At 56.4% G+C, this 10,407-nt stretch carries 13 protein-coding genes; 7 read left to right on the top strand and 6 right to left on the bottom strand.

Annotated elements, in window-relative coordinates:
- Positions 1-288: 288 nt before the first annotated feature.
- Both ABHR75_RS09275 and ABHR75_RS09270 read right to left on the bottom strand, forming a co-directional pair.
- Entirely contained in the window at positions 289-585 is a 297-nt protein-coding gene (locus ABHR75_RS09275) for a hypothetical protein (protein WP_117769888.1), read from the bottom strand.
- A gap of 76 nt (positions 586-661) precedes the next feature.
- Entirely contained in the window at positions 662-955 is a 294-nt protein-coding gene (locus ABHR75_RS09270) for a hypothetical protein (protein ID WP_161144529.1), read from the bottom strand.
- 199 nt (positions 956-1,154) lie between these two features.
- Here ABHR75_RS09270 and ABHR75_RS09265 point away from each other — a divergent pair, with 199 nt between their 5' ends.
- From ABHR75_RS09265 to ABHR75_RS09250, 4 genes are all read left to right on the top strand, one after another.
- Complete coding sequence (locus ABHR75_RS09265; protein ID WP_117769890.1) at positions 1,155-1,352, top strand: hypothetical protein; 198 nt, start codon at positions 1,155-1,157, stop codon at positions 1,350-1,352.
- A gap of 139 nt (positions 1,353-1,491) precedes the next feature.
- Positions 1,492-1,944 (top strand): hypothetical protein, encoded by a 453-nt coding sequence (locus ABHR75_RS09260; protein WP_195568926.1) that lies wholly within the window; start codon positions 1,492-1,494, stop codon positions 1,942-1,944.
- The gene (locus tag ABHR75_RS09255; RefSeq protein ID WP_117769892.1) at positions 1,931-2,176 is read left to right on the top strand and encodes an ABC-three component system middle component 6; all 246 of its coding nucleotides are present in this window, start codon (positions 1,931-1,933) and stop codon (positions 2,174-2,176) included. Before ABHR75_RS09260 ends, ABHR75_RS09255 begins: the two co-directional genes overlap by 14 nt.
- Entirely contained in the window at positions 2,157-3,881 is a 1,725-nt protein-coding gene (locus tag ABHR75_RS09250; RefSeq protein WP_117769893.1) for a DUF2326 domain-containing protein, read from the top strand. Before ABHR75_RS09255 ends, ABHR75_RS09250 begins: the two co-directional genes overlap by 20 nt.
- A gap of 17 nt (positions 3,882-3,898) precedes the next feature.
- Here the strand turns inward: ABHR75_RS09250 and ABHR75_RS09245 are convergent, their stop codons facing one another.
- From ABHR75_RS09245 to dcm, 3 genes are read right to left on the bottom strand one after another with little or no spacing between them, the layout of a single operon-like run.
- On the bottom strand, positions 3,899-4,204 hold the full coding sequence (locus tag ABHR75_RS09245) for a hypothetical protein (RefSeq protein WP_138374619.1): 306 nt from the start codon (positions 4,202-4,204) through the stop codon (positions 3,899-3,901).
- A gap of 38 nt (positions 4,205-4,242) precedes the next feature.
- A complete protein-coding gene (locus ABHR75_RS09240) occupies positions 4,243-5,460 on the bottom strand; it encodes a type II restriction endonuclease (protein WP_117769895.1) in 1,218 nt (405 codons plus the stop codon).
- The gene (dcm, locus tag ABHR75_RS09235) at positions 5,441-6,613 is read right to left on the bottom strand and encodes a DNA (cytosine-5-)-methyltransferase (RefSeq protein WP_117769896.1); all 1,173 of its coding nucleotides are present in this window, start codon (positions 6,611-6,613) and stop codon (positions 5,441-5,443) included. The genes ABHR75_RS09240 and dcm overlap by 20 nt, the downstream gene beginning before the upstream one ends.
- A 731-nt stretch (positions 6,614-7,344) precedes the next feature.
- Here dcm and ABHR75_RS09230 point away from each other — a divergent pair.
- Both ABHR75_RS09230 and ABHR75_RS09225 read left to right on the top strand, forming a co-directional pair.
- Positions 7,345-7,611, top strand: a complete 267-nt coding sequence (locus ABHR75_RS09230) for a type II toxin-antitoxin system Phd/YefM family antitoxin (protein WP_138374620.1) — start codon at positions 7,345-7,347, stop codon at positions 7,609-7,611.
- Positions 7,601-7,906, top strand: coding sequence for a type II toxin-antitoxin system RelE/ParE family toxin (locus ABHR75_RS09225; protein ID WP_138374621.1), 306 nt, complete (start codon positions 7,601-7,603; stop codon positions 7,904-7,906). The genes ABHR75_RS09230 and ABHR75_RS09225 overlap by 11 nt, the downstream gene beginning before the upstream one ends.
- A gap of 41 nt (positions 7,907-7,947) precedes the next feature.
- Here the strand turns inward: ABHR75_RS09225 and ABHR75_RS09220 are convergent, their stop codons facing one another.
- Positions 7,948-8,712 (bottom strand): DeoR/GlpR family DNA-binding transcription regulator, encoded by a 765-nt coding sequence (locus tag ABHR75_RS09220; RefSeq protein WP_346964165.1) that lies wholly within the window; start codon positions 8,710-8,712, stop codon positions 7,948-7,950.
- 205 nt (positions 8,713-8,917) lie between these two features.
- Between ABHR75_RS09220 and ABHR75_RS09215 the strand changes: the two genes are divergently transcribed.
- Entirely contained in the window at positions 8,918-9,970 is a 1,053-nt protein-coding gene (locus ABHR75_RS09215) for an aldose epimerase family protein (protein WP_346964164.1), read from the top strand.
- The last annotated feature ends 437 nt before the right edge of the window (positions 9,971-10,407 follow it).

Below are 10,407 nucleotides of genomic sequence, written 5' to 3'. Positions count from 1 at the left end.
CAGATTCTAGGACAGGGGCCGCTTGCGTTTGGCGGTCAGCCGTCGGCGCGCTTACACCAACATTTCCGACGCGATCCGCAGACGTACTCAGTGACAACCACCCAGACTCCATCATGGGGCAAATGGCGGCAAAATCCCGATTCAGGGATGCTGCAACACGCCTGCAGGAAGCGGAAAATGCGGTGAGGTCCAGCAGGTATGCAGCTTATGAATGCCATGTCCGCATCGTTGATGAAATGTTCTCGGATATTACCCAGACTGACGCAAATACCGTAGCCAAAGAGCATGTCAAGCAGAGACAGTCAGGTAACCAGGCGTAGCCGTCGTATCGATACGGAAGTGGGTATAAACCGTCCTGCTGCTTGCATACGTGGTTCCGTTGCCGCCCGTCAGCTTGTAGCAGTTATAGAAGCACTGCGAGTCCGAAACCCCGCTCGAAGGCAGCGCCCAGGTGGCGTCGGCGTAGATCGTCACCAGCGACGAGCACCCCGAGAAGCAGTAGGTCAGGTCGGTGAGCGCAGACGGGTCGAAGCCTCGGAAGTCCAGCTCGGCGGGCGACGAGCGCGAAGCGAACGCGAACCGCACGACTTGACACCTGCGAGGTTGCCCAAACCGGAGACCACCTCCAGCGCCGTGCATGAGTAGAAGAGGTGGGTCAGGTTCATGGTTGCGAACGTCGCCATGTCTGCCGCGAAGGCGATGCGCTCATCGGCCGCCTGGCCTTCACCTGCTGGATTTCGTCGCGCAGGGCGTCCGCCACCTCGGCGCTCTTGGCAGCCTCGGCCACTTGCCCCTCAAGCTCCTTGATGCGAGCCTCCTGCTTGGCGAGAAGCGCCTGGTAGCCCCTCTCCGAGTCCACTGCCTGCGGCTCTTCCGCCTGCGCGACCCCTTCTTGGCCGCCCGCCTGCGCTGCGACCTCTTCCTCGTCGTCGATGCTATGGTCGTCTCCGTCCATGTCGGCCTGCCTTTCGATTGACATAGGCCAGCACAAACGAACCGTCCCTTAACCATGCAAATAGGCTAAAGGTCGGTCACAAAGTGAGGTCATCCAGTCCGTTCGGCAGTTTGTGACCATTAGCAAGAATTAGAGGCAACGCAACGAGCGAACGCTCGATAATGGTCTAGAATATTGGACTTGACATTTGGGAGGCAAGATGGAGACTGTGAACCTTATCCTTGGAATTATCGCGTCTATCGCATCCATCGCCGCCGCCGTCATCTCGCTCCAAAACAAGCAAGAGATCAAGTCAATCAAAAAGAGTCTAAGCGACAACTCGCAGACCGCTACAGGTAAAGTTGCCACAAACGTCGTAGGCAGCAACAACTCGGCGAACATCCATGCTTCGCGATAAGCCAACGCAGACAAGCCAGAGCGCAATTGGAAAGGTCGCCACGAACATAACCGGCGACTCCAATAGCTATGACTCACATGACATAAACATCTACCAGCCCGTCTCGTCTGGCCCGCACCGGCCGCTTACAAAGACGCTCATGTATAAACTCCTGCAAATCATGATTTCGTCGACTGAGCCAACGGGCGAAGATTTCCCCCTTACGCCTCCGCCTCCTATAGAGAAGAAGCTGATTTACAACCACGCACCGCGTTACCTAAACATCATCAACGAGTATTCTGAGAACTACGCTCGTCTCGACAGCGTGATCAAGGAATTCCCCGACAGCGAAGCCATCATCCAAAGGCTGAACAAGATGTTTGTCAATGTGGCAGACGTTCGCGATGACGGCAAGCTGTGCGTAGGAAACGGCGATGCACAGCTCAAGCTCATCGAGAACGAGATCTATAACATGATTGTGAATGACGCAAGCTTTCAGGCTGACGAGGTCCCCGAAGAAATCATCAACCAGTTCTGCGTTGCGTTGATTGCCGTTGCCGTGGCAAAATGCAGAGTCCTTCTGAGGCCAGGTGATGACGATGCTGCTGCTTGATCGCAATAATGAGCCGACGAGCACGGTCTATTACATCGCTGCCGCCTTGGATGGCTACATCGACCAGAACCCAGGCTTGGACGCCGGTCAACTCTATGAGGTAACGGCGAACACTCTGGTCAAGAAAGAAGTGAGCTACGACTTCTTTGTCATGGCTTTGGACTTTCTCTTCCTCCTCGGACGCGTGTCAATAGACGAGAAGGGAGGGCTACATGTTCATCAAGTCGCTTAGAATTCGCAAGACAACAACTGACGAAATAGTTCGCGAGGTCTTATTCCACAAGGGTGCCAACCTCATCGTCGATACCGAGGACTCCGAATCGCACAATCGCGTTGGAAAAACAACCTTCCTCAAGCTCATTGATATCGCAATGGGCGCCAAGGACAGGAAGCTCATTTACACAGACGCCGACACGGGCACGGTGACCGAGGAGCTACGCGATTTCATCGTCACAAACAAGATCGCCGTCGACATGACACTGACATCGGATTTTCCCGATGGCGATGACGTGATTCTCACAATCGACCTCTTCCCGAATGGAAGGTACTACATAGACGGCGAAAAGATGGGGCAGAAAGCTTACCAGCAACGACTCAATGTCTTGCTTTTCGGGAACGAAGCGAATGTGCCCACGTTTCGCCAATTGATCAATTCATTTGTCCGCGTGTCCGTAGGCGGGGATGATAATTCCTTCCTCAAAACCGTTCCCAGCGGCAGCACATCCATCTACCGGAGTGTCTACAACGCTCTGTTCGGCATCTCAGATCCGGCGCTCGACAAAAAGCGTGACGACCTCAACAAGGACTTGAACAAGACGCGTGAGTCCATCAAACGCTATAAGAAAGTCCAGAACGTCGATACGGTCAGCGAGCAGCAGCAGATACTTGCAGGGCTCGAAGCCGAGCATGAAGAAGTCCAGTGCAAGCTCAACAGCATCATCGACGCCGATGTCTACAGGGCCAACCGCGATGAAATCGCGGCTACACGCACCCGATACGCATCTCTGACACTGCAACTCTCAGACATAGACTACAGGCTGCAACGAAATGAAGAGGCCCTGCAGACTGCTATGCAAGAGCGCGGTAGACAAGCCGACGTTAATTTGAGCAGACGGTTTTTCGAGGAAGTCTGTTCGATGATCCCGATGGTGAATGCAACTTTCGAAGAGATGGTCGCATTCAACAACCAGCTCTGCGACAACAAGATTGCCTATTTCGCGAGTGTGGCAGAAAAACTGAAGGCCGAGCGTGCATCTGTGCAACGTGAAATCAGCCAACTGTCATCGCAGAACAGCCAATTCATGTCATTGGTGGAGCAAGACCTCATCGATGAGTACGAGTCGCTTCAGGCACGCCTAGTTGAGCTTTCGAGCAGTATCGGCAAATGCCGAGAAGTAATAGATACGCTCAACAGCTTTGAGGTAGAACAGACCAGCATTGAGGGAAAAATCGCATCGCTTGGCTCGTCTGATGATGGCGACGAGCCGCAATCCAACGATTTTGCTGCAATGATGCTTGCGTTTAACGCATTCTTCACTCCGCTTGCCAGGGAGTTCAACAACGAATCGCCGCTGCTCGTTTACTATGAAGAGTCGAACAAGTTCCCCGTTGCAATACGTGATACCGCTGGCTCCAGCACGGGCACACGCAAGTCACTCATCGCCGCATTTGATTTAGCGTATCAGCAGTTTGCAGAATCAAAGGGCATCAAGACTCCGCGCTTCATAGTGCATGACGTCCTTGAAAACATCGAGGGTAAGGTGTTGCGTGACATAATCGCACGCGCCAGCACAATCAACTGCCAGTACATAGTCGCAGTCCTTAAGGAGAAGCTCGATTCGTCGCTGATACCAGCCGAGGAGCAGGGTAAACTGCAAATCCTGCAGCTTTCGATTGACGATATGCTTTTCACGCGTGGCAAAGGTGTTGCGTCGTAGGAGTGACCTGTACTCTCCTACTCCCGTATCCCCACCGAGAACTCCCCGCCGAAGTTGTTCACCTCGAACCGCTCGTCAGCCACAAGTCCCTCCTTGCTCACACGGCACGCGAACGGAAACAACTCGGCCACGTCCTGCAGTTCCAGGAACGTCCGGTAACTCGACCGGTTTACCAGCATGTCGGCAAAGACCAAAAACCGCGTAAGCTCGTCATTCAGTTCGATGGGCTCTGCAATCACGTAGTGCCCCCGCCTCACGCGCCGGACAACGCCGAACTGATTGAGCGATGCCACAATCTTTTCGGAGCCCTTCAGGATGGTCATGCGCTTGCGCGCCGCCTCAACGCTCTTATTGTCCCGGCCTAGTCAAGTACCCGTTGCCTCTCCTCGACCATCTCGCAGAAGCCTCCCACATCCATGAGCCATTCTTGCTGTGAAGGCGTGTAGGTGGGGAAAAGCTGGGAGGGGATGACGAGCTGGAGCTTGCTGTCACGCATGGCGTTCGTGTAGTCCACGCTCACGGCGGGCTCCAGCGTGATAAGGTGCTTACGCTCGATGCGGTTCGCCTCCTCGAGCACCTGCCTCCAGCGCTCCTTGATGGTCGTCTTCGCACCGAGCATCGTAAGGCTCGAGGAGGGGAACCCCTCATCCCGGTAGCACTCGATTGACGGAAAAATGAAGTCCGGCTTCGACTTTCCCTCGGTGTAGGGCTGTGCGGAGTATCGGATTCCCCTACCCTTGAACAGGAACTCAAGCTGGTGCTCGAACGCTGTGCCCGCGCGGGACTTCCTGCGCTGGAAGGTCGACATGGTGGTCTTCAGAATGCCGTCGACGTCGAGCTGGCCGTTCAAATAGGGCGCAAGGTCTCTCTCAAGCAGATGGCGCTCAAACACCTTGAACAGCAATTCCTCGCGCTCGTAGCACGCGAGCAGGCTTCGATCGGGGTCATCCGCCCAGTCGAGACCTTCAAGGGTTGAGATGGAGTACTCCGTAAAGTCGATGCCCTTCGGAAACGTATGTCCAAACCTCTTGACCATATCGTCCAAGTAGATATCCGCGCTCAAGGGAGCGCGCGTCTCGATACCAATCATGCCGAGGATGCGCGAGGCCACCGCACCGATACGGTTGCGCTCGCCCTTTGATACGGCATAGCCCGAGCGGTCGGGCTCCTCGAAGCCGAACAGCCACCTCAGCTGCGACTCGATGGTCGAGCCTTTTTTAGCGAAGATGATGAGCAGCCCGAGGTCATCGGAGTTGGCGACCACCATGAGGTCGCCAGCGGATGCCTGCCTGATGGCGGGGTTGTCCTTGTAGTAGAGACGGTACTCGGTTCTCGTGGGATGTTTGCGGCGCGCATCGTACCAAGTCACGGTCCCGTCGCACATCTCCGGCTCCGCCTCGTCGCACATGTAGGCGAACGTGGTGCGGATGTCGCGGATGTCGTCGTCACCGAACAGCGACCTCAGCGGCAGCGTGCCGTTGAACTCGTGCTGATTACTCCTACCTGCGTCGATATCGACGTCCGCGAGGGTCTTCGAGACCGCGCCGTCGAAGTAGCTGCTAAGCGCCCCGTAATCCATCCTGACACGCTCCCATCATGAGCTTGGCCACCGACCGTATTACAGGGACCGTCACCGAATTGCCGAACTGGCGGTAGGCCTGTGTGTCGGAGACCGGGATTATGAACCGGTCGGGAAATCCCTGCAAGCGCGCGCACTCTCTAGGGGTCAGCTTACGGGGGTTCTCGCCCTCGCCGCGCGAGACCAAGATCTCACTACCGTCCTTATGATAGCGTGCGGAGAGCGTCCTCGTGGTGTCCGATGGAGTGATAAGACCGTAGCCGAACCCGTTGCCGGCGGCCTCGTGCTTGGCCTTGTATGCTTTCAAATATGACCACAGCTTGTCGGAGAGCACGTACCTCGCGTCCGCATCCTCCTCCAGAATCTCCGCGGCTTTCTGACCACTGTTCGGGCAGTCGAGGTCGTCCCAAGAGAACTCCACATCGTCGCGAAAGCCAACAATGTAGATGCGCTCGCGGTGCTGGCATGTCCAACCCTTGGAGTCCAGAACCTTGTAGTGAACGTGGTAACCGAGCTCGTCCTGGAGGACCTGCATGATGACGTCGAACGTTCTGCCCCTGTCGTGACTGATCAGATTCTTCACGTTCTCGAGCAGGAACGCCTTCGGGCGCTTCTCGTTCAGGATGCGTGCAACCTCGAAGAAGAGCGTGCCCTGCGTCTTGTCTTCGAAGCCCGTAGCGCGACCAAGGGAGCGCTTCTTGGACACACCCGCAAGCGAGAACGGCTGGCATGGAAAGCCAGCGAGCAGCACGTCGAAGTCGGGGATGTCTGAAGCGGCGACCTCACGGATGTCCCCCGCCGGGGTTTCGCCGTAGTTCATGCGGTAGGTCTTCTGCGCAAACTTATCCCACTCGCAGGAGAAGACGCACCTGCCGCCCAGCTCCTGGAACGGCATGCGGATCCCGCCGATGCCCGCGAACAGGTCGATGAAGGTGAAGGCAGGCTTCCCCTCCCCTGCGGGTGCAAAGGGGGCGCGATGGCCGAGGGTGGAGATGTACTTCGACTCGGCTGCGGTGGGCCTTGTTTCGCCTGCCTCCCAGCGGCGCACCGTTCGCTCGCCGTTGGGGCCCATGCCTAGGGCAGCGGCGAATTCCTTCTGAGTCAAGCCGAGCTCCTGTCTCTTGGCCTTTACCTCATCTGCTGATAATTGCATGACGCACCTTCTGGATAGATAACAGGACAATATGTCCTCATTTTGCCACAGGGATGAAGAGATAAACTCGTCAGAATAGCAACCTTGCCCCAAACCATGGGTTTCTCACGTCTCCCACATCCGACAATCCATGTACCACTCAAACCGCGAAGACCCATCTAACCACCGCTGCGTTCTATACGATAGTCGTTCGCCAGGACATTTTTCTGCCGCCGCAGTCATTAGTCCAAGTGAAAAGCGGCAAGCCGAGAACCTCACGCCTCTCCATCATCAATCATTCCATTTCACAAATGACGCAGCGGCGCAATTAGCAACGCGGAGCATGGAACCATGCTATACCCGTTCAAACGATATTGTCCGCGCCCAACAGCTATCAATCAATTTACCTTGGCCTGCTGGCGCAGAGAGTGCAGCCAAGCCTCATGATCATCGTAACAATAAAGAACATGGGATCGCGAGGATTTGCCGAGGCGAATGTACTCCGGCCCCTTACTAGGACAGCGCCAATTTGCAAGGGTCTTCGCGCTTACGCCAATCAACTTTGCTGCCTCTTCACTCGAAAACGCAAGCGGGCGTACGGATTCAACAGCGCATGTCACGCCGTTTGCTCCACCCATAAAGACCCTCAGACTCTCCGATCACACCCACCCGTTACAGATTGAGACAATTTGACGGTACCGAATTCTTGTCAAGGCGTGGTACAATTGTGTCCCAACGCAAAGGAGGTACCTATGCCCACCTGTGTGCCCGTCCGAGACATGAAGGACACCGCTGCATTTACCGCGCTTGTTGAGTCCGAGCGCGACGTCACCGTAACTAAGAACGGCTATGAGGCCATGCACTGCATCAGCAGCGACCAGTATCGTCTCATGCAAGACGAAATCGCCAAAGCCAAGCTGCTGTCTCGTATGATGTTGGCAGAAGACGAGATATCGCAAGGCGACTACAGCGACTACGACTCCTTCGCGACCGCGATACGAGACAAATATGGCCTATAACGTCGTAATACTCGAAAGCGCACAATATGAATACGAGGCTATTGTCAGATACCTTGCTCAAATCCTTATGAACCCACGTGCAGCAGGCAATTTTGTTGCTGAGTTTGAATATCAGCTTGATCTGCTTCGCGAGCAGCCGCTCCTACGGCCCCTCTCCCACATACGAGAGCTGGCGGCACGCAATTATCGATCGTTTACCGTCAACAAATACGTGTGTCTTTACAAGTTTGAGCGCGATACGATCTATATCGCCCATGTCTTTCATCAGTCACAGGACTACGGCCGCCTGGTCTAGCCCACAAACTGAATACTTGGTCCGATCTCCCGCAGCGATAGCTAGCAAATGATCTGCGTGTGTTCCTCGATGGCGGCGCGATCCTCGGCGGCGATGCCCGGCTCGCACACCACGGCATCCAAACTGTCCAGGCGGCAGAAGGTGTAGAAGTCGCGCTTGCCGATCTTGCTGGAATCGGCGATCAGATAGCGCGAGTCGGCCTTGCTAAAGGCGAGCTGCTGGATGCGGCCCTCTTCCATGTTAGACGTAGACACGTCGCCGTCCAAAATGCCGTTTGCGCCGATAAAGGCTGCGTCGATCCCCAGTGCGCGCAAGGTGTCCTCGGCCGTGGGGCCCACAAAGGCGGCAGTGCGGCGGCGGTACACGCCGCCCACCAGGCACAGTTCGCAGTCTTCGCGCGCCTCGAGCAGGTTAAACACCGAAAGCGAATTGGTCACAATGCGCAGGCGAAACGCCGGCAGCATCGAGGCCATCTGCTCAACCGTGGTGCCCGTGCCCAAAAAGATGGTCGAGCCTTCCTCGATAAGCTCCACAGAACGGCGCGCAATCTGCAACTTTTCCTCGGCATGCTTCGTGCGCTTTTCGCTGTGCGAATACTCATGGCGCAGCATAGCGTGTGGACGGCCCTGCGCACTGCGGGCTCCGCCGTGCACGCGCTCGATCTCGCCCAGGCTCGCAAGCTCCTCAAGGTCACGGCGGATCGTCATATCCGAGACACCTAACGCATCCGAAATCTCCTTGACCGAGACCGTTCCCTGTTCCTCGAGCAGCTGCCGAACCTTATCCTGTCGCTCCGCTTTAATCACGATGAGTCCTCGCTGTTCCACGCTCACGTCAATTCAAACAATAACGAACAAATTGTATCAGACTCGCGCGCGTCAGAAATGAACGCCCGCACAGCTCCAATCATCACTTTTTTGAGAAAAATACCCCCTTCTTTAGTGGGGTGTAGTGATAATCTTGCCTGTTCGCGCTACAGTTTGTCGGAAATACCTCGATGTTAGGAACCAAATGATCACTTCCGAGCTTTTCGGCACCGCGCCGTGCGGTACCCCCGTTCATCGTTACACCCTCAACGGGCCCGAGATCTGCGTTCGCATTATGGACTATGGCGCCACCGTGTTGGGCATCGACGTGCCCGACATCCCCGGCAACGTGCGCGATGTGGTGCTGGGCTTCGATAAGCTCGAGGATTACTTTGACAACCCCGCCTGCTTTGGCGCGACCATCGGACCTGTGGCCAACCGCACTGCAGGTGCCACGATCACCATCACCGGCACGGACTGGCATATGCCCGCCAACGAGGGCACCAACAACCTGCACAGCGATCTTGAACATGGTCTGCACAAGCGCGTATGGGACGTTGAGCTCGACGAGGTCCACAATGCCGTGCGCATGACCACCTCGCTTGAGAACGGTGAGCTGGGCCTTCCCGGCAACCGCACCTTTACGGCCGTGTTTACCGTGACGCGCACCGGCTGCTTCCGTATCGAATATGGCTGCGAGAGCGACCGCGCCACCTACGTGTCCATGACCAACCACACGTACTTTAACCTTGCCGGCCATAACGCCGGCATGGACTGCGAACATTTCTTTGTTGCTAACGCTGCCCACTACCTGCCCATCAACGAGCAGAACATCCCCACCGGCGAGATTGCTCCGGTCGAGGGAACACCGTTTGACTTTCGCGAGCTGCGCCCCGTCGCACCCGGCATGGAGGCCGACGACCCGCAGATTAAGCAGGCCCGTGGCTACGATCACTGCCTGTGCATCGATGGCTATCAGTACGGCCGCAACCTGCGTCGCGCCCTACATGTCGAGGAGATGTGGACCGGTCGTGAGCTGGACTACTACACCACCGCCCCGGGCGTGCAGCTCTACACCGGCAACTGGCTGGGCGACGAGCACGCCAAGGACGATGCCAACTATGGCTGGGGCGCCGGCTTTGCCCTCGAGGCCGAGATGTACCCCGACACGCCGCACCAGCCGCTGTTCCCGCAGGGCATTGTGGGTCCGGGTCACCCCTACAGCAATATGATCGAATACCACTTTATGAGGCACTAGGCCCACAACGCGACATCTCGCACAGCAACGCCCGCCGGCACCACCGCCAACGGGCGCTTTTTCATGCCTAAATCTTTTTTTTCGATGCCACCGAATTGGTGACATAACAAAACTATGCCGAATTACTACGATGAACCCACGATGTCCGACCACGCGCTGGTTTATAAAAAATTAGCAACTCGTCTACCTGCACTGATAATTGTTCTCGGGGGAAGCGGGCACTGCGGGGCGCGGCAACGGCGCGCGATTTCCGCGTCGCAGCGCTACCCTGATGCTGAATGCCGGGACGATGACCCACTGACCTGCTGACGCCTCTTCGGCCGTCCTCAAATCCGACCTGTCTCGCCCCGGCATCCGCGTCCCGGAGTCCTGCCATGACCTAATAGGAGCATGAGCGCGGACAATCGGACAAGCCAATTGGATTGTAGCGCTCCCGT

It is taken from the genome of Collinsella aerofaciens, from assembly GCF_039752955.1.
In the GTDB taxonomy this organism is placed as follows: domain Bacteria; phylum Actinomycetota; class Coriobacteriia; order Coriobacteriales; family Coriobacteriaceae; genus Collinsella; species Collinsella aerofaciens_BI.
Note: the sequence above shows the minus strand (reverse complement) of the source record. Positions and strands in the feature narration are given on the sequence as shown.

Coding starts and splice junctions, on each gene's coding strand:
- ABHR75_RS09270 (WP_161144529.1), bottom strand. CDS start 955: ATGGACGGAGACGACCATAGCATCGACGACGAGGAAGAGGTCGCAGCG.
- ABHR75_RS09265 (WP_117769890.1), top strand. CDS start 1,155: ATGGAGACTGTGAACCTTATCCTTGGAATTATCGCGTCTATCGCATCC.
- ABHR75_RS09260 (WP_195568926.1), top strand. CDS start 1,492: ATGTATAAACTCCTGCAAATCATGATTTCGTCGACTGAGCCAACGGGC.
- ABHR75_RS09255 (WP_117769892.1), top strand. CDS start 1,931: ATGCTGCTGCTTGATCGCAATAATGAGCCGACGAGCACGGTCTATTAC.
- ABHR75_RS09250 (WP_117769893.1), top strand. CDS start 2,157: ATGTTCATCAAGTCGCTTAGAATTCGCAAGACAACAACTGACGAAATA.
- ABHR75_RS09245 (WP_138374619.1), bottom strand. CDS start 4,204: ATGACCATCCTGAAGGGCTCCGAAAAGATTGTGGCATCGCTCAATCAG.
- ABHR75_RS09240 (WP_117769895.1), bottom strand. CDS start 5,460: ATGGATTACGGGGCGCTTAGCAGCTACTTCGACGGCGCGGTCTCGAAG.
- dcm (WP_117769896.1), bottom strand. CDS start 6,613: ATGCAATTATCAGCAGATGAGGTAAAGGCCAAGAGACAGGAGCTCGGC.
- ABHR75_RS09230 (WP_138374620.1), top strand. CDS start 7,345: ATGCCCACCTGTGTGCCCGTCCGAGACATGAAGGACACCGCTGCATTT.
- ABHR75_RS09225 (WP_138374621.1), top strand. CDS start 7,601: ATGGCCTATAACGTCGTAATACTCGAAAGCGCACAATATGAATACGAG.
- ABHR75_RS09215 (WP_346964164.1), top strand. CDS start 8,918: ATGATCACTTCCGAGCTTTTCGGCACCGCGCCGTGCGGTACCCCCGTT.